This is a genomic window from Mesorhizobium sp. M0074, from assembly GCF_040322975.1.
Lineage (GTDB): Bacteria > Pseudomonadota > Alphaproteobacteria > Rhizobiales > Rhizobiaceae > Mesorhizobium.
In genome coordinates this window covers 1-21,761 of sequence record NZ_JAMYUM010000014.1, presented here as the reverse complement: position 1 = coordinate 21,761, position 21,761 = coordinate 1, and the positions used below count along the sequence as shown (strand labels likewise).

Sequence of the window (21,761 nt, the reverse complement as noted above, 5' to 3'; positions counted from 1 at the left end):
TCAAGCCTTGCCGCGATTCAGAGCCGTGTTCACGGCGGCTAGGAGCCTATTGGCAGTGATCGGTTTCAGCAGCATCGCTATCGCTCCATTCTCCATCGCTGATTCGCGAAACCCTTTTTCGGAGAATGCGGTAATGACGATCGTCGGGATCAGACGGCCTCTGGCGATCAGGCTCTTCTGAAGCTGCAACCCGGACATTCCGCCAAGCCTCACGTCGGTTATTAGGCACGAAACGGAATCGATGGAATTTGATGCCAGAAAACTCTCAGCTGAAGCAAATGTGGCGACCTCAAAATTGAAGGCCAATAGGAAACCTTCCAGCGCTTCCCTCACGCTGGCATCGTCATCTACACAGGCAATCAGCGGCGCCCGCGTCGTGGCTTCTTTTTGTTTCTTCACGCTGGCCATGATGGAGCGAGGATCGATGTTCCGCAACTGGACGGGAGTCCGGCGCTGCTAGTTCATAGTGGGGGCGGGACTAGACTCTAGTCGAGGTTCCGGTGGGCTTTGCTTGGCTCTGGCCCAAACCGTCAGCCATTCTTACGAGTTCCACGACGGAGCCCGCCTCCATCTTACGCATAACCTGGCCACGGTGAAGCTTCACGGTTGCCTCGGTTACCGCCATGGCGGCCGCGATCTGCTTGTTTTGCATCCCCGTAACGACGAAGGCCATAACCTGACGCTCGCGCTCGGTTAGTTTGCCAAATCTAGCCTTAATCAAAGCGCGGACCTGCGCGTTACTTCGGCGAGCTGAATCCTGTTCGATCGCCCGTTGCACGGCCTCGAGAAGTTCCTGCTCTCGCACCGGTTTGGTCAGGACTTCGATGGCCCCGGCTTTCATTGCCCGTACTGACATCGGTACATCGGCATAGGCGCTGATCAGGATAATAGGGCTGGTGCTCTCTGACTGGGCCAGCGCCTCCTGAAACTCCAGTCCGCTTTGCCCCGGCAGGCGAATGTCGAGGATCATGCAGCCCGGTGACGCCGGCCGCTTCGCATCGAGGAATTCCTGCACCGAGCCAAAAACCTCGACATACAATCCCACGGATTCCAAAAGGCCCTGCAACGCCTCCCGGACGCCTTCGTCATCGTCGATTACGATGACGGTCGCCTTGCTCGGCCTGGAGGGCTGGGTCATGGACGCTCATCCCGATCTGCAGAAGGCACCGTGAAGTGGAAGATGCTGCCACGGAATTTCTTCCACGCCCACAAGCGACCGCCGTGAGCTTCTATAATCGAGCGGCAGATTGAAAATCCCATGCCTCTTCCGCAGACTCTGGTCGTGACAAATGCCCCAAACATATGGTCGGCGTCCGAAACCGCTCCAACTGACACTGCGACGTCCATTTGAGTTGGTCCCCGGGTGGTTCGGCAATCTCTCTTACAGCTCTATCTCCTTCTCCGGAACGCCGATAGGCCGAACTCGCCTGACACTGTCCGCCGACGTTGCACTTCATACGGTCTCACGCGTGCTCACGCGCTCTAACACTCGAACTGGGACCATGATGCTCCCGCACCGTCGCGGGATCGGCAGCGGGGTATTCGAGTGCTTATCAGTGCCGATTTCCGCCAATGGCCGTTGCGACAGTGATTTTCCCGTCGCTGCTCTCGCCTCAAGGTGGTTGTCGAGAATTCATCGGGCAAACACCTGCGTGGGATCGCGGCAGCAAGGTTCTGGTCCTGAAGTTCGTCCTCGACAGCCACGTGTGATCCTCTCCTTCAATCATGGTCTCGGCACAGAATTCCTGACATTCCTTGTTGAACCGGTGGCACCGAATGGGATCGTCCGCGAGATCGTCTCGAGCGCGCTCAATCAGCTGCTCAGGGTCCTCAGTTCGCCGAGCGCGATGCCGCCCAACGTGCGGATGAGTAGCCACACAATGATCACCGTCGCGAACGCCAACAGCATGAGAGCGATAGCGTCCGTAAGCCACCCGGGCTCTGCTTGAGCAAATCGCAATGCTGCAATGGCTGATGCTGCCAGGGGAAAGCTCACGGCCCACCACGAGATTCTAAATGGACAGCAGATCGGGAGATAGCGCAACCTTCCGACCAACACGACAAGCAAGAAGAGAGTTATGACGTACAAAGCTTCGGCAAACAGATCGACTTTTCCGACCGTCGAGACATACGCTGAAAAGCCAACCGCAAATGGTGCCACAAGGATCATCAGCGACGGCTGCAGTGCGTCAGCCATTGGGGGCCCAAACACCAGCCGGGAGAAGATGATCGTAAATAGCGGAACGGCGAAAAACAGACCGACTGACAGCCCTAGGACCATCACGCCATGCATGGGCGGTAAATTGAGCAAAGGGACGGCAAGCGGAACATCCAGCAGGCCGACGACCGGCACTATCCATGCCGGCGTGGCATGGACGATCTCTTGGCGATTATTGATCCAGCGACTGACGATCAACAACGCAAAGACAAGCATGCCCAGCGCGCCCAGCGCCCACATTGTCTGAGCAAGCGCCAAACATACGGGAGCGAGTACGAGTGGCAGCAATAGCAAACTAACAAGCAATGTGCCGAACATGGTGCCCGCAGTCGGATGGCCCAATTCGGCTTGAACCGTATCTGGCGCAATCGAGACCTTCACAGCGTATCCGACCGCCACCATTACGAATGCAATCACAGCGAACCCACCGACCCATACCGAAATAAACATGGGTACCTCAAATCTTACGTGAGCAAGGCGCCAGGCCACGCTGAGGCCGGTCAACCCCATAACCCCACCGAAGAGTGCGACCGGCAACGATTCAAGCGCACGCCAGCCAGCGATTGATGCATCTGGCTTCAAACTATTGTTTTGCATCTCGCTCTTTCCGCAATTGCCCGCGGTATATGCCGTGCTGCGATCGAGGACTGGAGTTCCCTGATCCTGGAATGAGGAGGCGCCACGATTTGCTCCCGCCTAGCTATTGCGAAGCGGAGGCTGATGTCTTGTGCACAGTCCCATTCGAATTCTTCGAGGTTCACAACAAACGGAGCGTTCCACTTGAATGCGGTATGCAGTGAGGGCCTCTGCCAATATTTCGCTTTTTCGATAACTGCCGGCGGGAGCGGCTCCGCTATGAAGTCAAATGATGGCAGGTGCCGTGGCCCGCCATCAATCAATCGTACCAACAGGGCTTCAGGCCAAGCTAGGGCGAGTCACGAGCCGGCAAGCGCGTTCAGATCCCCACAGAACTCGGCGTAGGGCTTGCTCATGGCCGCGTCCTGGCACTTTTTCATAATTTTCTCGCGCTTGGCTTTCGGCATCGCCATGAAGGTTGCCTTGAATTTCGCTTTCGAAGTGGAGCCCGTGTAGGCTTGTATGGAACCGGTGGAGAACGGCCTTGTGGCGAGGGGGTCGTAGACGTCCAGCGCGCCGGCAAAGGCAATGCCACCGGCGGAAAGAGCAAGTGCCGTACCGATATAGATAACTTTGATGTTCATGGTTTCATGGTATTGTCTTTCTCTGGGGTTCAGCGATCGTCCCATCGACGGCCGGTTTGGTAATCTGTCGTTGGCTAGGGCTAGCCGGACCGGCGCTGGGCACTAGGTGTGCACGCCTCCGTGATGGCCGGAGCGACTTAACGCTCCAAGCCCGCCAGACTGATGTTGAGACGAGCCCTCAGGAAATAAGCATCGCCAGTTTTTCGGGTCGCAATCCTCACCGCACCTTCAAAACAGACTGACCAGCCAGCGGCGAAGATCTGCTCCTGATAGGCGCCACTGCCATGAGCACCGGGAGGCGAAACCCCTACGTCCAAGTGGCTGTGAGCGCTGCGGGGCACGCTGGCGTCCCGATCGCCATCAGTGTGGCGTTTGCTGGTATGCAGTGAGTTTCTTGTTTGCGCCATTTTAGGTTCCATTCTAAATGACTCGTTATATATCGACCGCCACGCCCTAGTTCGTGAGGCGATCATTAAATCTAGATACGCCATTAAGAGCTGTTGGATATTTCCTATTCGGATGGGATTTTGGCTATATTTCTGGAAGTGACAAATTCTCAGGATTAATGCGGAGCGGTCGCATTTTAAGAACCACTTCGTCCATCGAGGCGAGGCGGTAATCTGCCGCCCGATATATCGCGTCGATGGCTGCAAGCGGCTCGGTGGCACTTTCGCGCGGCCGCACGGCGGCCCGTTTGCCCGCTGAGAAAGCGCACTAAAGCGGCCGGCTGGAGGCATCAGAACCGCTAACTTCTAGCAGCATTCCACAAGGCCTAACGGGCGCATCTCTGCGATCTCTGATTGAGTAATTGGGCACAACGAAACAGGACCTGCCGCAACTCGCGACGGCTCACTGGAGATGTCTGATGAATACGCACACGAGCATCTACTCAAAGGCCACCAGTCAAAGAGAGTATTCAGTTGAAGCGATGACGCTCCTCGATGATGTCCGCAGAGCGATAGGGCGAAATAGGGAGGCCGGACGCGTTGCTGCCTTGCGTTTGGTCACGCTCTTTACTCTACCAACGACGGCAGAATCGGCGCTCGTTCGCGGCGGCTTGGCGCCTTGGCAGATGCGCAAGCTCGATCACTACCTCAGAGAGCATCTGGAGCGGCCTCTTCGCCTGGAGAAGCTCGCCGAGCAGGTCCGACTAAGCGTCAGTCACTTCTGTCACACCTTCAGAGAAAGCTTTGGGACGAGTCCGCACGTCCACATTACGCGCCTGAGGCTGGAATTGGCTCAGCGGCTAATGCTGTCCACAGATGACCCGCTAAGTCAGATCGCGCTCGAGTGCGGCCTATCAGATCAAGCGCACCTTTCGAAACTCTTCCGGCGCGAATTAGGCGACACCCCAGGCGCGTGGCGTCGGCGAAACCTCACCGATGGTCAGGCCGAAACGAGCCGCCCTCATCCAATCGGAAGCCAATCCGCCGGTGCAGCATGAACGGGGCACCATCGGAACCTCTTGGTCCTGCACTGCGTGCGGCCAAAATCGGTGTCAGGAGACACGAGACAACGGACGATCGGCACAACAGCATTTTGGAGGCTCGTTGGCTTCTTGCTGTACCCCTTTCGCTTTTGCTTGCGGTGCTTTTGGCTGGCTTCGTGCTCACCTGATCGTCCGGTCAGCGTAAAAGGCGATTGGCAGGAGCCCGACGACCGAGCGGCGTTGGGGCGAAGCTCAATAAAAGCCAGCCAGCCTTAATCGCTGTCAACTTGCGGAAGTCTTGGATTTTGCTGGTTCGCTGCGCGGGCGTGAAACGTCCCGTTCTTTACAAAGGAGAATGGACATGGCTGACGCGAGCTATTCCCCGACCACAAACCCGATGCTCACCGGGATCAAGGGGCTTTGTCCCCGCTGCCAAAAAGGCTCTTTGTTCGCCGGGTATCTGAAGCTGGCGCCTCGCTGTGAGGTTTGCGGTTTGGACTACTCGTTTGCAGACCCGGCTGACGGCCCAGCGTTCTTTGCCATGACAATCGCGGCGGTTCCGGCGCTGGCATTTGGTATCTGGTTTCAGACCAGCTTCGGGCTGCCGCTGTGGGTTCACGGCCTCACAACATTGCCGCTGACGATTTTCTGCTGCATGGCACTGCTTCGCCCGCTTAAGGGGTGGCTCGTGTGTTCGCAGTACTTCCACAAGGCGCACGAGGGCTTGATAGATGTGGAATGGCACGCCGATGCTGCGCGCAGAGCGGCGAAAGCAGAGGACGCATAAATTCGCAACCGGATACGGCACGGCAATTTGTGGTGCCGAAGCACCTAGTCGCGTGCGACGGCCGTCGTGACTAACAACGCTTTATCGCGTCATCAGCATTGACAGGATTCCCTCACGCCTGGACAGCCGCGCTCCGCATAATTGGCGAGGAGGGTCCGATGATGATCGGCCCGCTGGTGGCGCTTTCCAAGAGCCCAACACGGCGCAGGATCAGCGCCCGCATGATGCGCTCGCCGAGGTTAGCTTCCTGAACCATCAGGTCACGCACCCTCCGGAGGGAATGACGAACGCCTCGACCGGCTCGGCGACCTCGGCATTGACCAGCGACGGGCGAGCCGAAAGCTGCGCCAGTTCGCCAACGAAGCTGCCCGGGCCATGGCTGACAATCGTCTCGCGCCGCCCAAGGCCATCCTGGTGATGTCCACTTTGCCCGACAACACCACAATCAGGCCGGGCGCCACATCGCCGGCCTTGATGATGTGCTCGCCGGCGGCAAAGCCGCTGGCTCCGCCGAAGCGGCGCATGCGTCGATATCCGCTTCCACCAGCGTGGGGAACGCTTGGGGCGGAAGATCGGCACCTCGCCGGCGGCTAGAACTAGGCCGAGGATCGGCGCTTCCGACGTCTGGTATTTGTTCTGCATCCGTCCACTCCTCAATGGGTTCGCTACGATGACGGCCCGCAATTCTTGGCACTGCCCTCCAGGTGACTCGCGAAAGCCGCCGCAATCTCGTTTTCGGTAAAGCGGGGCGTTATGTGTTGCGGGCAGTTCCAGTCGAAGGCCTCGATCGTGATGAGCATCACGCGTTCGACCACTGAAGCATAGTCCGCGAGTGTCAGCCTTGCCGTGACCGCCGCATCATCTCGGGTACCGATGACATGCATTCGACCGAATATCTTGAGACGGCGCCTGTTCGGATAGTCCATCAGCAGCAGCGAAATACGGTCGTCCGTGGCGACGTTGCCGGTAGTAATGTACTGCCGGTTGCCCCGAAAATCCGCAAAGCCCAGAGTCTGTTCATCAAGAACCTTCAGGAATCCAGCCGGCCCACCACGGAACTGCACGTAGGGCCATCCGATCTCGGAGACCGAAGCGATGTAGAAGCTGTCGCGCTCGGCGACAAACTTGATCTCATCTGGCCCAAGCTGGCCGTTAATATCGGAGCCGGCTTCACGGCGGGCATATGCGCTGCGGCTGCCCATCGTTTGCTGCACGGACTTCACTGCGTCAGTGAACGCAATTTCGGCAAATTTGTGGGCCATTCATTGCTCCCTGCGAGCCGCTAGGACGGTTGGCTAGATGGCACGAGAACCGGACGATCTGGCAGATCCGTGGGTCCAACTTTGAGATCTTCCTTGCTTCCCGGAAGAGCGAAAGGGTGGTGGCGTCGTCACGCACTGGTTGCCGACCGGGAGGGAAAGGTCGGCCCGTTGCCGAGTCCGGTCTTCTGGCCGATGGCGGCTCGCGCCTTCGAAGCCATGTTCGCGGAGGATCTCGGCAAGGACCGGAATGACGTCCGAACGTTCCCCGATGATTACAATCCTAAATCCGACAGGCCCGGATGATCGGCCGGACGTGGTCCGGAGCGGTCCCAGAAGAATTTGCGTTCTGATTCCTGAATTGGCAAATCATTGATGCAGGCAAAGCGCTTTTGCATCAGGCCGTTTTCATCGAATTCCCAATTCTCATTGCCATAGGCGCGGAACCAGTTGCCGGAATCGTCGTGATATTCATAAGCGAAGCGAACGGCGATGCGGTTGTCCGTGAAGGCCCAAAGTTCCTTGATCAGCCGATAATCCAGTTCACGCACCCACTTGCCGGTCAGGAAGGCGACGATAGCCTTGCGTCCCTGCACAAAAGTCGAGCGATTGCGCCAATAGCTGTCAACAGTATAGGCGAGCGACACGCGTTCGGGATTGCAGCTGTTCCAGCCATCCTCTGCACCGCGAACCTTCTGGATGGCGGATTCGCGGGTGAATGGCGGCAGCGGCAGGCGTTGTTCAGGCATGATCTTTCTCCTTTCAGTCAGTGTTCCCGATTGGTAAGCGGTTGGGTCACGGTCCCAACGACGTAACCTGAAACCTAGATCTGCGCGGAGCCGCCATCCACAAACAGCTCGCTTCCCGTGACGAAGCTGCTGTCGCTGGAAGCAAGGAAGAGGGCTGCGCTTGCGGTTTCGTCGGGCTCAGCGAGACGCCCTAACGGCGTTCTTGTCGACACGAACCGGATCATCTCATTGTGTGCCTCCTCGGATGGCGCGAGCTCGTGCCAGCCGGCAGTAGAGGTGGCGCCGGGAACAAGTATATTGACGCGGATCCCTCGGCCGGCCAGATCAAGTATCCAACTGCGCGCGAAGTTGCGAATTGCTGCCTTGCTGGCGCCGTAGACGCTGAACCCAGGCGTGCCAGTGGTCGCAGCGGTCGATCCGGTAAGGATGATCGAGCTATCGTCACGGAGAAGCGGCAGCGCCTTCTGGACTGTGAAGAGCGTGCCTTTTACGTTGACTCCAAAGGTTCTGTCGAAATGCTCTTCCGTAATAACGCCGAGAGCGGAAAATTCGCCGCCACCTGCGTTGGCGAATAGAATGTCGATGGCGCCGGCTTCATCCTTCACGATCTCAAAAAGGCGGTCGAGATCGGCTAGGTTCGCTATGTCACCCTGAATGCCTCGCGAACCATTGCCAACTTCGTCGACGGCCGCATCGAGTTCCCTTTTTCGGCGGCCGGTCATGAATACACGGGCGCCTTCCGCCGCAAACCGTTTTGCCGCGGCCAAACCGATGCCGCTCGTTGCGCCGGTGATCACTGCAACTTTTCCGTTGAGCTTGCCCATCACGAAATCTCCTGATCCAAGTTGGCCGCGGCAGCGATAAAGAGAGACGGTATGGTCCGAGCTTGCGGCTGGCGCGCGAACCTCATCGACGGCGCTCAGGTTTCAACTGAGCAGATCCATCGAATTGCGCCTTGGCGTTCACACCCCCTCGTAGACCAACCGGGTGAAAAAACCGGGGTCGATCACGAAGTTGCCCCACTTGCCGTCGAATGCAGCGGTAGGTTTAGCCGCCACGGTTTCGTCGCGCGTTCGTCCTTGCCGCTTCAGCTTCGCGACATTCTCCCGGATCGCGACCAGCATGTCGCGAAAGTCCTGGAGCTCCGCTCGGTTGCTGACCGGATGGCCGTGACCCGGAATGATGATCGTCTTGCCGGCTGTCGCGGCGAGATTAGCGTCGGACGCAGCAATCATTCCGTCGATGCTGCCGCCCGTCGAATAGTCGATGAAAGGATAAATGCCGTTCCAATAGGTATCACCGACATGGACGATGTCTGCTTCGCCAAACCTGACGGAGATGTCGCTGTCGGTGTGCGCCGGGCCGCAACGTTTCAGTGCGATGGACGCCCGATTGAGCTGCAGATCGCGCCTGTCGGCGAACACTTCGCTTGGTAGTCCATCCGGGAGCAATGGCAGGAAGTTATAGTCCCATTCCTCGACGCGCTGGGTCTGTGAGAGATATTTGCGGGTGTTTTGGTGAGCGATGATCTTCGCTCCGGCCGAGCCCAGCCATGCATTGCCGTCGGTGTGATCGAAATGCCAGTGCGTGTTGATCAAATGTGTGATCGGCTCGGGGCCGAGATTGGCGAGCGCCCTCGTCATTTGAGGGCGGGAAACCCCGATGCCGGCATCGACAAGCACCTTGCCGTCGGGTCCAGTGAGGACCGCGACGTTGCCGCCGGAACCCTCAAGCACACTGACGTTGCCGCGCAATTTGTGGGTGCCTATGGGCGATACGGCGGCACCGTCCTTGATCAGGCTGACGATGCCGCGTGCCTCGGCAAATGCTTCGCGAGGTGTAAGCCAGCCGCCGGGAACAGCGCCGGCGGAAGCGGCCAGGCAGCACAGGCAAAAGCCGCGACGCGAAAGTAAATTCTGGCGGGCGTACATGATTGTTCATCCTTGATGTGCGTCATGTCGTGTTTGTGCGTTTTCGCGGCCATCCGCTGGCGGCCGTAACGCCGCCAGCGCTCAGATCGCGGCTGACGCCGGCTCAGTTAGTAGCCACCTTGCGCTCCAGGAAGTCCCGGATAAGCGGAACCATCTCGTCCAGCTTGTCTTCGAGCGCGAAATGCCCGGTATCCAGCAAATGAAGCTCGGCTCCTGGCAAATCACGAAGATATGGGCCGGCGCCATCGGCGGGGAAGATTTTGTCGTTCTTGCCCCAGACGATCAGCATCGGCGGCTTGCGCTCGCGGAAAAATGCCTGGAATTTGGGGTAGAGTGGAACGTTGCTGCCATAGTCGTGGAAGAGATCGAGCTGAATGTCCTTGTTGCCGGGACGGTCGAGCAGCACCTGGTCATGTCCCCAATTGTCCGGGTCGATCCGGGAAACGTCGGCTACGCCGTCCGTGTATTGGAATTTCGTGACGGCAGGCGTGACAAGGAAACTCAGCGCCTTCCGATGCGCGGCCGAACCGTCTGCCCAATAGGCCTTGATCGGATCCCAGAATTCCTTCAGGCCCTCCTCGTAAGCGTTGCCGTTTTGCACGATCAAGGCGGTTACCCGTTCCGGATGTTTGAGCGCGAGCCGGTATCCGACCGGAGCGCCGTAGTCCATGACGTACATCGCGTAGTTGTTCGCGCCGAGTCGCCCGAGCAAGCCATCCACCAGATCGGCGTAGTGAGCGAAGGTGTACGCGAATTTGGTGTGATCAGGTGCCGCGCTCTCGCCAAATCCCGGGTAGTCGGGCGCGATCACGTGATAGCGGTCGGCAAGCGCCGGGATCAGATTGCGGAACATGTGTGAAGAGGTCGGGAAGCCGTGAAGCAGAAGCACAACCGGCGCGTTCGCCGGCCCTGCCTCACGATAGAAAACGTCGACGCCACCGATCTTGACCGTATGGTAGTGGGTGGTCGAGTCCACGGTCTCAGCGGCGGCACTTGCAGGGGCATTGACCATCATCGGCAGTGGGGTCGAAGAAAGCAGTGCAGCAGCAAACACCAGCGCGTTGCGACGGGTATTGAAAGTGAACATTTGATCTCCTTTGTCCGGCGGCTGCCGGGATTGTTGAGGAAAGGCGCTACGCGGGCACGCGGTTGCCCGCCTAGCGCAGTCAACGGCCTGTGGGGGAGGAGGTGGGGAGTCAGGCCGTTTGGCGTATGAAGGCGAGGAGCTCCGCGTTCACCTCGTCTTTGTGTGTCGTGCATAAACCGTGCGGTGCACCTTTGATCACCTTCAGTTTCGCGTTCTTCACAAGCTTCGCCGACAGCAGCGCCGAATCGGCGATCGGGACGATCTGATCGTCGTCGCCGTGCAGCACGAGCGTCGGCACGTCGATCTTCTTCAAATCCTCGGTGAGGTCGGTTTCGGAGAAGGCCTTGATGCAGAAGTAAGACGCCGGGAAGCCGGCCATCATGCTCTGGAGCCAGAACGACTCGCGAACTCCTTCCGATATTTTCGCGCCAGGGCGGTTGTAGCCATAGAAGGGGAGACTGAGATCCTTCCAGAATTGCGAGCGATCTGCCAGAACGGCTGCGCGCAACTGATTGAATGCTTCGATCGGTGTGCCGCCCGGGTTCTTCTCCGACCTGAGCATGACTGGCGGGATGGCACCAATCAGCACGGCCTTGGCCACTCGTCCCGTGCCGTGCCGACCGATATAGCGGGTGACTTCACCGCCGCCGGTGGAATGGCCGACATGGATTGCATCCTTCAGATCAAGCGCGGCGGCGAGTTCGGCGAGATCGTCGGCATAGGTGTCGAGGTCATTGCCGTTCCAGGGCTGGCTGGAGCGGCCATGTCCCCGGCGATCATGTGCAATGCAGCGATAGCCATTGGAGGCCAGAAAGAACATCTGGTCCTCGAAGGCATCGGAGGAAAGCGGCCAGCCGTGGCTGAAGACGACAGGCTGTCCCGAGCCCCAGTCCTTGTAGTAAATCTCGGTGCCGTCATTGGTTCTGATCATGCTCATAGTCTGTCCTTTCTGATTGAAACCGACGGCGGTGACAGTCGGCTCGGTGGCGGCGGCGAACGCCGGAAGCGCTAATTTTGTCGGTGTGAGTTGGCTCGCGTCGCCGATCACGATGCTCTCGTGAAGGCCTCGAAACTCGAACCCGGTTTGCTTGGGCTGTTCACTCCCTTCGTCGCTTTCTTCCGTCTTGCTATGCCTCCAACTTACGTCAGGGAACCGCATAGATCGAAGGAGATCGCGAGAGATTGCGTGAGGACTTGTTAGGCGGCCGCCGGCAGCTCGCTTGGGCAAAAAATGCTTTCTTCTAATGAAAGGTAGTTTGGTTTTTGGCTACCAGCCGCCTTGCGGAACGACTACGGTTGTAAGGTTAACTGCCGCGAAGCGGGGGCCGCCTGTGATGGACATTTCCGGATATGTGCTGGAAAGGTTGCGCGAAGACGGCGAGACCGCTCTCTATCGCGGACGAGCGTCTGGCAAAACGATCCTTGTTCTGTCGTCAATCTCCCTCCAACCGCAAAGGTCGACTCTCGAACGGCTCGAGCGAGAGCTTGCGTTGTCGGACCAGCTTGACCCCGCCTGGGCGGTCCGGCCGGTGGCGCTTGCACGCCATGAAGGCCGTATGGCGCTCGTGCTTGAAGACCCGGACGGCCGTCCACTTGACGGGCAACTCGGCGCGCCTCTGCCACGAGGAGATTTCCTGAACTTGGCCATTGGGCTTGTCGCAGCGCTTCGGCAGGTCCATGCCTGCGGCCTGATCCACAAGGATATCAAGCCGGCGAACGTACTCGTCGACGATAACTGGCATGTTCGGCTCATGGGCTTTGGCCTAGCGACCCAACTGCCCCGCGAACGCCAGCCTCCAGCGCCGCCGGAACTGATGGCAGGATCGCTTCCTTACATGTCTCCCGAGCAGACAGGCCGTATGAACCGCTCAATCGATTCGCGCAGTGACCTCTATTCCCTCGGCGTCACCCTTTACGAGATGTTGACCGGAGAGCTGCCGTTCACCGCCTCTGAACCCATAGAATGGATCCATTGCCATATCGCGCGCCAGCCAATCCCGCCGCGTGAACGTGTGCCCACTGTCCCCCAAACCCTCGAGGCGATTTTGGTCAAACTCTTGGCCAAGACAGCGGAAGATCGATACCAGACCATCATCGCGGTCGAATCCGACCTGCGGCGTTGTTTCGATTCATGGACGACATATGGACGCGTCGACGCATTCGTGATTGCAGCGAGTGATCGCCCAGACCGGCTTCGGATCCCGGAGAGCCTGTACGGACGCTCCAGTCAGCTCGACAGCCTCCTGAAGGCCTTCGGTCGCGTCGCCAGACTGGGAGAGACGGAGGTCGTTCTAGTGTCGGGTCCCGCGGGAGTCGGCAAGTCGTCGCTGGTGGGGGAACTGCGCAAGGCGCTGGTTTCAAAGCCAGGCCTGTTCGCGGCCGGCAAGTTCGATCAGTACAAGCGCGACATTCCATACGCGACCATTGCCCAGGCTTTCCAAGGCATCGTCCGCCAGATCCTGAGCCTCGAAGAAACGGACCTTGATCGGCGGCGGCGAGAACTACTCGAGGCGCTGGGGCCGAACGGCCAACTGATGATCAACCTGATCCCGGAGCTCGCCGTCATCATTGGCGAGCAACCGCCGGCGCCCGATCTCCCGCCTCAGGACGCGCAGAATCGCTTTCACCTGGTTTTTCAGCGGTTCCTTGGGGTCTTTGCCCGGCCGGACCACCCGCTGGCGTTGTTCATCGACGATGTGCAGTGGCTGGATGCGGCCACGATCGAGCTCATTCGGCGTCTTGCTGCGGAGTCGGACGTTCGACATCTCCTGTTGATCTGTGCGTATCGGGACAATGAGATCGGACCGACTCATTCCCTCGCTCCGACCCTGGAGATGATGCGGAACGCCAATCGCAGGCTTGAAGAGGTGCGTCTTGGATCTCTAGGGCGCAACGAAGTATCGCTTCTGTTGGCGGACGCTCTACAGTCAGATGCCAATTTCGTTCGGCCTTTAGCCGAGCTTGTGTATGACAAGACCGAGGGTAACCCATTTTTCGCTGGGCAGTTCCTGGCAGCGCTTGGAGACGAAGAACTGCTCGCTTTCGACCGGGACGCGGGCACATGGCGGTGGGATGTGGCCCGTATTGGCGCCAAGGGGATCACCGACAACCTCGCCGAGCTTATGGCCGGAAGACTTGCACGCCTGTCCGGCGCGGCATTGGAGGCGGTGAAGCTTCTGGCCTGCCTGGGAAATGGTGCGCGGCTGATGACGCTGAGCATCGTCGTCGGGCGGTCCGAGCAGGCAACGGATGACGCGCTTTGGGAAGCCATTCTCGCGGGCCTTGTCCTGATTGTGGACGGCGGCTTCGCATTCACCCATGACCGTGTGCAGGAAGCGGCTTATGCACTCGTCGCGGAAGGCGAGCGTGCCATGGTGCATCTTCGGATTGGCCGACTGCTTGCAGCGCGGGCCACGACAGAGGAACTCGAGGAGAGCATCTTCGAAGTCGTGAACCAGTTCGCTCGCGGCGCGGCGCTAATTGCCACGCCGGAGGAGCGCGAGCAAGTCGCCGGGCTTGACCTCATAGCGGGCAAGCGGGCCAAGGCGGCAACCGCCTATGCCTCGGCCCTGCAGTATTTTACCGCCGGCCGCGCTTTGCTGGCGAACAACGAATGGGAACGGTGCTACCGACTCACGTTCGACCTTGAGCTGAACTGGGCTGAGTGCGAATATCTATCCGGAGAGTTGGCGTCAGCGGAAGCACGTCTCTCGGCGCTGTCAATGCGCCCGCAGACCACCGTTGACGCTGCTGCCGTGACCTGTGTTCGCCTCAATCTCTACACGACCTTGGACCGCAGCGACAGCGCTGTCGAGGTTGGCCTGGACTATCTCCGGCGAGTTGACCTCCAGTGGTCGCGGCATGCGACGGAGGAGGACATTCGCCAGGAATATGGTCGGTTATGGCGGCCGATCGAGGCTGGCTCGATCGAGGCCCTGGTCGATCTGCCACTCATGACCGACCCCGACCGGCGGGCGACCATGAACGTGCTCACCGCGCTCCTATCGCCGGCCCAGTTCACCGACTTGAACCTGTTCCGTCTCGTCATTGTACGGATGGCAGCGCTCAGCCTCCAGTTCGGCAACACCGATGGATCATGCCTCGCTTATGCGCTGCTTGGCAGCGTCCTCGGCATCTACTTGGGCAACCCCCGGGCCGGTAGTCGCTTCGGCAGGCTTGCCTTGGATCTGGTCGAGAAGCGAGGTCTCGACCGTCTCAGCGGCAGCGTCTATTCGGTGTTCACGCTCCACCTTGCCCATTGGACGCAGCATTTGGCGACCTGCCGAGTCTTCCTGCGACGCGCCTTTGAGGCGGCGCGGGACGCGGGTGACCTTACCTTTGCCGCCTTTTCCCGCGTCGACCTGGTCACCATCCTTCTCGCCTCCGGCGAGCCGCTCGGCGAAGTGGAACGAGAGGCGGAGAGTGCGCTCGAATTCGTGCGGCGCGCGCGCTTCGGTCTCATCAGCGATGTCATCGTCGCGCAACTCAGGCTTATCCGGACCCTCCGCGGGCAAACGCCGGATTTCAACTCTTTCAATGACGCAGAGTTCGATGAACTCCGGTTCGAGCAACATCTGGAGGACAACCCGCGACTGGCGATCGCCGCCTCCCGCTATTGGATTCGCAAGCTGCAAGCCCGCGTCTATGCCGGCGATTACGCATCTGCCGTCGCAGCAGCATCGAAGGTCGCGTCTTTGCTTTGGACGCTGCCGACTCAAATCGAGCTGCCAGAATACCATTTCTATGCGGGACTCGCTCGGGCGGGGCGCTACGACTCCGCGTCGGCGGAGGAGAGATCCAGCCAATTGGAGGAGCTTGCAGCCCATCACCAGCAAATCACGGCCTGGGCGGAGAGCGGCCCCGAAAACTTCACGCACCGCGCGGCCCTCATCGGGGCCGAGCTGGCCCGTCTTGAACGACGGGACTTGGACGCCATGCGGCTTTACGAGGACGCTGTGGGGTCGGCGCGCGAGCAGGATTTCGTCCATAACGAGGGCATTGCCAACGAGCTTGCCGCGCGGTTCTACGCAGAGCGCGGCTTCGAGACGATCGCCGACGCTTATCTACGCAATGCGCGGTCCTGCTACCTTCGTTGGGGTGCCGACGCCAAGGTAAGCCAACTCGATCGGCTGTATCCCCAACTGGGCGGCGAACTATCGCCGCGCGTAGGAACAGCCGCGAGCGGGATCGAGCTGAAGCACCTGGATCTGGCTGCTGTGATCGAGGTGTCGCAGGCAGTGTCCGGCGAGATTATTCTTGAGCGGTTGATCGAGCGATTGATGACAGCGGTGGTTGAGCACGCCGGCGCGGTCCGTGGGCTCCTGCTCCTGCCGCTGGAAGGGGAGATGCGCATCGTCGCGGAGGCCATCACCAGCGCCGAAGGCGTAGTCGTGCATCCGCGGCGTCAATCCAAACCGGCAAGCGAGCTGCCTGAGTCCATCTTAAACTTTGTCACGCGCACGCATGATGTCATCATCCTGGATGACGCTTTGACTGCCAATCCGCATTCGGCCGACCCCTATCTGCTCCGCGCGTGTCCACGGTCTGTCTTATGTCTCCCGCTGGTCAAGCAGAAACTGCTTGTCGGTGTCCTCTATCTGGAGAACAACCTATCGTCCCATCTGTTCACACCGAACAAGCTGTCGCTATTGCGGGTTCTTGCCTCCCAGGCGGCCATATCGATCGAAAACGCGCAGTTATTCCTGGATGTCAAGACAGCGCAGGAATACGCGCGAGGGGCGGAAGTCGAGTTGCGCCAGTCATTCGACATGATCCCCGCGCTGGCCTGGAGCGCACTACCCGACGGCTCGATCGAGTTTGCAAACAAGCGGTGGCACGATTTTACCGGGATCCCGCCACAAGCAATGACGGGCGATGTATGGATCTCCACCTTCCACGCTGCCGATGTCCACAAGGTAGTAAAGAAATGGACGGACGTTCTGGCGACTGGCGTTGGAGGAGAAATCGAAGCGCGCATGGTACGGTTCGACGGCGCGACCCGCAGGTTTCTGGTGCGGGCCTCGCCTATGCGGGATGAAAGCGGCGCAATCGTAAAGTGGTATGGCACGAACACAGACATCGAAGACATCAAGCGGGCCGAAGAGCTGATTTCCGCAGAGAAGCGGCTCCTTGAAATGATCGCTGACGGCTGCGATCTGATGCCAATTCTGGACTCCTTGGTTCAAGCTATCGAAGATATGACCGGCGGATCTCCGGCAAGCTTGTTGGTCCTGGATGCAGCGGCCAACACACTTCGACATTGTATCGCTCCAAGCCTTCCGGCGAGCTTCACGAAGGCTATCGACGGCGGGCTGATTGGACCTGCAGCCGGATCGTGCGGCACGGCAGCCTATCGCGCGGAGAGGGTCTTCGTCTCAGATATCAAAACCGATCCGCTCTGGATTGATTATCGCAACTTGGCCCTGGATCATGAACTGAGAGCCTGCTGGTCAACGCCCATACTCTCAGACACCGGCGGCGTTTTCGGTACCTTAGCGCTCTATGCTCGTGAAGCGCGTGAGATCACAGCATGGGAGGAAAGGATCTTGGAACAGTTTACCCATCTCGCCAGCGTCATCGTACACCGGAAGAACGCCGAAGACGCTCTAAGCAAGAGCGAGTCGATGCTGGCAGAGGGCCAAAGGATCAGTCATACCGGGAGCTGGAGCTGGAGTGCCGGGACAGACCGTATATCGTGGTCTGAGGAGTGCGCACGGATCTTCGGGTTCGACGTAAGCGAAAGCGACGTCACCTATCAGGCGCTATTGGCGCGTGTGCATCCGCAGGACCGGGACCACGTCGAAGCCGTGCATGCAACCGCAATGGCAGGCGGAGGAGAATTCGAATTCGAGCACCGCATCGTACTGCCCGACGGATCGGTCAAGTTGGTTCAGAGCCGCGGGCGATTGGCGTTGAATGAAAGCGAGGCTCCAAGTTACGTGGGGACGATTTTCGACATAACCGAACAACGAACCAAAGAGGAGGACGCGCATCGGTTCGAGATTACGCTTCGAGAAGCCCAGGCAGGCCTTGCCCGCGCGGGCAGATTGACCGCCATGGGTGAACTGACAGTTTCGATCGCCCATGAAGTCAACCAGCCGCTGATGGCAATCGTGACAAATGCCGCAACTTGCGTGCAGTGGCTTACAGACGAACATCTCAATATCTCGAAGGCACGGCAAGCCGCAGAGCGCATTGTGAGGGACGGCCACCGCGCCGGTGATATCATCGCCAGCATTCGGGCTTTGGCCAAGAAGTCTCCACCGCAGATGAGCGAACTGAATCTCAATCAAGTGATCCTCGAGGTGCTGCTGCTGACGCGTGGCGAACTGCGCCGACATGAGATAGTCGCGGAGACAGACCTCACGATGGACGCCGACATCCTTGGGGACCGTATCCAGATGCAGCAGGTCCTCTTGAATCTGATCATGAACGGTATTGAGGCGATCTCTGCGAGCCAGCATCAGCCTCGACGTCTGCATATAGACACTCAACCGGGTGACTCTGGCTACATCTTGGTGACTGTTTCCGACACAGGAGTCGGGTTGGATCCGGACAACAGCGCGCAACTCTTCGAAGCCTTTTTCACTACGAAGCGCGAAGGAATCGGCATGGGATTGTCGATTTGTCGCTCCATAGTCGAAGCGCATGGCGGTCGCATATGGGCCGAGCCGAGAGTGCCCTTGGGAAGTGCCTTTTGCTTTACCTTGCCCATTTTCGTCGATGACAAAGCCCATACCTCCTCGCATTGACGATACAAGGCCGACAGTCTCCGCCGATCGGATCTGCACTTTACGCGGCGAGCGGCTGGCCGCGATCGCACTCGCGACGGTCGGCCTGCCGCTTGCGACGCTGCTTGCCATCCTGCCTATGCGTGGCACCAGTCTTGCCGCGAGCGCCGCGCGACAGTCATGGACGAGCGTGGCGCAAGCGGTCTGGTCCCTTCACCGCTTATGCCGCTTCGCTGATCGCGGCAAGGCTGTGCTTCGGCCACCTGCCTGACAGCTTAGGGAGCGCGGGCTTCGTGGCGGTCGAGGCGGCAGGGCTGATGCTGATCTGGCTTGCGCCCGGGCCCATTCTAGCCGCCATCGGAGCGGGCCTGACTGGCCTCGGCTACTCGCTGCTCTATCCCGGTCTTGGCGCGCGGCACCTGCGCCAGCCTGCCGCCCTCGCCGATGCTGACGAAATAGATGCTGGTCCACCTTTCCTTCCCGTCAGGCTCCGGCTCCACCACAGATTGGCAGGATCTGCTTGGCAGCGATGTTTACTGCATACGCTTCTACTGATCGCCTCAGTTGCGCGGGGTCGGTCGGCGCCGGCGCGGCGGGCACCCGCGTCGCCGAGGGCCCGTCGCCTTCGTCGGCACCCTTGTGGTCACCAGACGTGCCGCCCCTGCCGGAACTGTTCCATACCTATGGAACGCCGCCCCTGCCCTTCCAGATGGGCGTGCCCTCGCAAGACGCCTTTCCGTTCAAGCTGTGGTCGCGCGTCTTCGCGCGAGCGGCGCGGCGGGCGGCGCTGGTCGCGCGTCTTCGCGCGAGCGGCGCGGCGGGCGGCGGCCGCGCCGGTCAGCTACCCCGATCCCCGGGGTGATCCGCAGCTGCGAAAGGAGATCGCGGCCTATGTCGGGATCGCGCGGGGTCTTCGGTGCAGTCCCGCCCAGGTGTTCATCACGGCAGGCTATGCCGGGGCGATCGGTCTGGCGGTGCGCGCTCTGCAGGTCGAGGGATCGCGAGCCTTGATCGAGGATCCGAGCTTCCCGATCACGCGCAAAGCGCTCGACCTGGCCGGCATCACCGTGACGGCCGTTCCGGTCGACGCCGAAGGCCTGGATGTGGCTTCCGGCATCCGGAGCGCTCAAAACGCAGCGCTGGCGATCGTCACGCCAAGGCAACATGCGCCGCTCGGGATGACGATGTCGCTGACCCCGCAGGCTTGCGCTGCTCGCTTGGGCTCGGCGGAGGGACGCCTGGTCATCGAGGACGATTATCTGAGCGAGCTGCAGCTGACCGGCCGGGCGGCTCCAGCGCTCGCTTCGCTCGATCACGGTGGGCGGGTCCTGCATATTGGCAACTTCAGCAAGACGATCAGCCCAGTTCTGCGCCTCGGGTTCGTCGTTGCGCCCATCGAACTGACTGGCCGGTTCGGTGACGTATGCGCCTGCCTGGCGCCGGCTCCAGCCCTAGCGCTCCAAGGCGCGGTGGCCGAGTTCCTGCGCGAGGGGCACTATATTCGGCATCTGCGGCGCATGAAGCGCCTCTACGCGTCTCGGCGGCAGGCCCTGGTCGATGGCCTCGCACAGGTTGGGTCGGAGTCGCTGAAAGTCGAGGCCACCGCTGGCTTGGCCGTTATTGTCTCGATAACCGCCTCTCTATCGGACGTGCAGATCGCCCGCCGCGCCCGCTCGTTCGGCTTGGCTCCGTCGCCTCTCTCTCAATGGTGCGTCCGATCACCCCCGTGGCAAGGGGCTCCTGCTCGGCGTGACCAACTTGGATGCGCGTACGCTCACACAGTAATTGCAGACAGCTCGCAGAAGCGGTGCAATAGCGCCACTTGCGCTCAGCGATCCTTGAAGGGCCCTATCCTGCAATGGACTGCTCCTGCCCTTTCGCTCGGGAACAGGGCGGTATCCGCAAGCCACACCATTGCGGTGATCCCGCCGGACCAGTCAGAAGGACCGTTTAAGGGTCAGCTTCAGACCTTGGTCCCGCCGGGCTGAACGTCCGCAATCTTTCTTCAGACGCCAAAAAGCCGCCCTTCCTCTGTCGTGACCCGTTTCAGACATTCGTGACCGGCGTCATAAGAAGCGCCCATTACCGACGGGACTCCACTGAGGGAAGCCGACCTTCCCCCAGCCTTTCGCCAGGCACGGACTCTTTGCCAACCGCACATTTAAAGCCTATGCTTCCCAGATCGGCCGCCAGCGCTTCGGACGCAGCCGACAGTAAGAGGTACGTGCTCTTGCCCATATGGGAGAGAGAGCCATGCCCCAATCCCTTCTTCGCAACCATGTATTGAAAACCCTCTCCTCGGAGGATTTCGCGCGATTGCAGCCATCAATGCATCACGTCGAACTGGGCATCAAAGCCCAGCTTGAGGTCTCATATCAGCCGATCGAGCGTGTGTATTTTCCAGAGAAGGGCATCGCGTCAGTGGTTGCCACCATGACCGGTGGACGGCAAAGCGAAGTCGGCATCGTCGGCCATGACGGCATGACAGGAGTTGCCGTTATTCTCGGCCAGGACAAGTCGCCCAATGAAACCTATATCCAAGTCGCAGGTAATGGCTGGATCCTCCCGGTTGAAGCTCTTCGCTTTGCGATTGCAGAGAGCCAATCCCTTCGCGAGTCACTGCTTCGCTATGCCCACGCGTTCTTCATCCAGTCGTCCCGGACGGCACTCGTCAACGGCCACTCCAAAATCGAGGAGCGGCTGGCCCGCTGGTTGCGTAAGCGCGAATTTCCCCGCACCTTTTGCTGTTGAGTGCTCTGATGCATGAGGTGTCCACCAAAATAGGTGGACACCTTGTGATGGAAGAAGATGAGCAGAAACTGCGGGTGAGGCTTGTCGGTCGGGACGGGCGACGCCGATACGACCCGGCATCGAAGGACCGTCTTGTCTCGGCCTGTCTTGAGCCTGGCGTGTCGGTATCGAGGCTTGCGCTCGAACATGGGGTCAATGCGAACCTTCTTCGGAAGTGGATAAAGAAGCGGGCGGAGACCCAGTCCCTCCCACAGCCCCCACCATCGGCGTTCATCCCGGTTCAGATTGAAAGCACTTCCGATCGGGCCTTGCTGCGACAGAGCAGCATGGCTGCGGTGGATTTGCCGGGGACTTGCGATGGGGCACGTAGATCGGCATCGAAAAGGACAGCGCCTTTTTCCTCTCCAGCCAAGGTGAGCGCGTCGCTGCCGAACGGCGTGACGTTGACGCTGGAATGCGGTGATGTGGATGCGTTGACGGCGACCATCGGAGCACTGGGTCATGTTCAGACTGGGCGCTGACCTGAAAGTCTACCTGCACCGCGAGCCGATCGACTTCCGGGCCGGCATCAACAGCCTTGCGGTTCTGGTCCAAGAGACG

19 protein-coding genes are annotated in these 21,761 nt (G+C 59.8%); 6 read left to right on the top strand and 13 right to left on the bottom strand.

Annotation, left to right across the window (positions count from 1 at the left end; all coding sequences use genetic code 11):
* From NKJ73_RS19355 to NKJ73_RS19335, 5 genes are all read right to left on the bottom strand, one after another.
* The gene (locus NKJ73_RS19355; protein ID WP_352570652.1) at positions 1 to 408 is read right to left on the bottom strand and encodes a response regulator transcription factor; all 408 of its coding nucleotides are present in this window, start codon (positions 406 to 408) and stop codon (positions 1 to 3) included.
* 70 nt (positions 409 to 478) lie between these two features.
* Entirely contained in the window at positions 479 to 1,138 is a 660-nt protein-coding gene (locus NKJ73_RS19350; protein ID WP_352570651.1) for a response regulator transcription factor, read from the bottom strand.
* On the bottom strand, positions 1,135 to 1,347 hold the full coding sequence (locus NKJ73_RS19345) for an ATP-binding protein (protein ID WP_352570650.1): 213 nt from the start codon (positions 1,345 to 1,347) through the stop codon (positions 1,135 to 1,137). Before NKJ73_RS19345 ends, NKJ73_RS19350 begins: the two co-directional genes overlap by 4 nt.
* A 466-nt stretch (positions 1,348 to 1,813) precedes the next feature.
* A complete protein-coding gene (locus tag NKJ73_RS19340) occupies positions 1,814 to 2,815 on the bottom strand; it encodes an SLAC1 anion channel family protein (RefSeq protein ID WP_352570649.1) in 1,002 nt (333 codons plus the stop codon).
* A 338-nt stretch (positions 2,816 to 3,153) separates the two neighbouring features.
* On the bottom strand, positions 3,154 to 3,438 hold the full coding sequence (locus NKJ73_RS19335; protein ID WP_352570648.1) for a hypothetical protein: 285 nt from the start codon (positions 3,436 to 3,438) through the stop codon (positions 3,154 to 3,156).
* An 865-nt stretch (positions 3,439 to 4,303) separates the two neighbouring features.
* Here NKJ73_RS19335 and NKJ73_RS19330 point away from each other — a divergent pair.
* Complete coding sequence (locus NKJ73_RS19330; protein WP_352570647.1) at positions 4,304 to 4,882, top strand: helix-turn-helix domain-containing protein; 579 nt, start codon at positions 4,304 to 4,306, stop codon at positions 4,880 to 4,882.
* 346 nt (positions 4,883 to 5,228) lie between these two features.
* Entirely contained in the window at positions 5,229 to 5,654 is a 426-nt protein-coding gene (locus tag NKJ73_RS19325; protein WP_352570646.1) for a DUF983 domain-containing protein, read from the top strand.
* Positions 5,655 to 5,766: 112 nt separating this feature from the next.
* Here NKJ73_RS19325 and NKJ73_RS34270 read toward each other — a convergent pair whose 3' ends face one another.
* From NKJ73_RS34270 to NKJ73_RS19290, 8 genes are all read right to left on the bottom strand, one after another.
* Positions 5,767 to 5,910, bottom strand: coding sequence for a hypothetical protein (locus tag NKJ73_RS34270; RefSeq protein WP_502905388.1), 144 nt, complete (start codon positions 5,908 to 5,910; stop codon positions 5,767 to 5,769).
* Positions 5,910 to 6,296, bottom strand: coding sequence for a cyclic nucleotide-binding domain-containing protein (locus tag NKJ73_RS19320; protein ID WP_502905387.1), 387 nt, complete (start codon positions 6,294 to 6,296; stop codon positions 5,910 to 5,912). The genes NKJ73_RS34270 and NKJ73_RS19320 overlap by 1 nt, the downstream gene beginning before the upstream one ends.
* A 23-nt stretch (positions 6,297 to 6,319) precedes the next feature.
* Positions 6,320 to 6,916, bottom strand: coding sequence for a pyridoxamine 5'-phosphate oxidase family protein (locus NKJ73_RS19315; RefSeq protein ID WP_352570645.1), 597 nt, complete (start codon positions 6,914 to 6,916; stop codon positions 6,320 to 6,322).
* 272 nt (positions 6,917 to 7,188) lie between these two features.
* The gene (locus NKJ73_RS19310; RefSeq protein WP_352570644.1) at positions 7,189 to 7,662 is read right to left on the bottom strand and encodes a nuclear transport factor 2 family protein; all 474 of its coding nucleotides are present in this window, start codon (positions 7,660 to 7,662) and stop codon (positions 7,189 to 7,191) included.
* Between the two features lie 74 nt (positions 7,663 to 7,736).
* Positions 7,737 to 8,486 (bottom strand): SDR family NAD(P)-dependent oxidoreductase, encoded by a 750-nt coding sequence (locus NKJ73_RS19305; protein WP_502905386.1) that lies wholly within the window; start codon positions 8,484 to 8,486, stop codon positions 7,737 to 7,739.
* Positions 8,487 to 8,624: 138 nt separating this feature from the next.
* On the bottom strand, positions 8,625 to 9,593 hold the full coding sequence (locus NKJ73_RS19300) for an MBL fold metallo-hydrolase (protein WP_352570642.1): 969 nt from the start codon (positions 9,591 to 9,593) through the stop codon (positions 8,625 to 8,627).
* A gap of 103 nt (positions 9,594 to 9,696) precedes the next feature.
* A complete protein-coding gene (locus tag NKJ73_RS19295; RefSeq protein ID WP_352570820.1) occupies positions 9,697 to 10,608 on the bottom strand; it encodes an alpha/beta fold hydrolase in 912 nt (303 codons plus the stop codon).
* Positions 10,609 to 10,789: 181 nt separating this feature from the next.
* Positions 10,790 to 11,617: an alpha/beta fold hydrolase gene (locus tag NKJ73_RS19290; RefSeq protein ID WP_352570818.1), complete on the bottom strand. Its 828-nt coding sequence runs from the start codon at positions 11,615 to 11,617 to the stop codon at positions 10,790 to 10,792.
* Between the two features lie 397 nt (positions 11,618 to 12,014).
* On the opposite strand from NKJ73_RS19290, the gene NKJ73_RS19285 reads away from it, so the two are divergent.
* From NKJ73_RS19285 to tnpA, 4 genes are all read left to right on the top strand, one after another.
* Positions 12,015 to 18,431 carry an AAA family ATPase gene (locus tag NKJ73_RS19285; RefSeq protein ID WP_352570641.1) on the top strand — a complete coding sequence of 2,139 codons (6,417 nt, stop codon included), beginning with the start codon at positions 12,015 to 12,017 and terminating at the stop codon, positions 18,429 to 18,431.
* Positions 18,432 to 18,727: 296 nt separating this feature from the next.
* On the top strand, positions 18,728 to 20,398 hold the full coding sequence (locus tag NKJ73_RS19280; protein WP_352570816.1) for an aminotransferase-like domain-containing protein: 1,671 nt from the start codon (positions 18,728 to 18,730) through the stop codon (positions 20,396 to 20,398).
* A 265-nt stretch (positions 20,399 to 20,663) separates the two neighbouring features.
* Positions 20,664 to 21,161, top strand: coding sequence for a Crp/Fnr family transcriptional regulator (locus NKJ73_RS19275; protein ID WP_352570640.1), 498 nt, complete (start codon positions 20,664 to 20,666; stop codon positions 21,159 to 21,161).
* Positions 21,162 to 21,208: 47 nt separating this feature from the next.
* Positions 21,209 to 21,682: an IS66-like element accessory protein TnpA gene (gene tnpA, locus NKJ73_RS19270; RefSeq protein ID WP_352496699.1), complete on the top strand. Its 474-nt coding sequence runs from the start codon at positions 21,209 to 21,211 to the stop codon at positions 21,680 to 21,682.
* Positions 21,683 to 21,761: the final 79 nt, after the last annotated feature.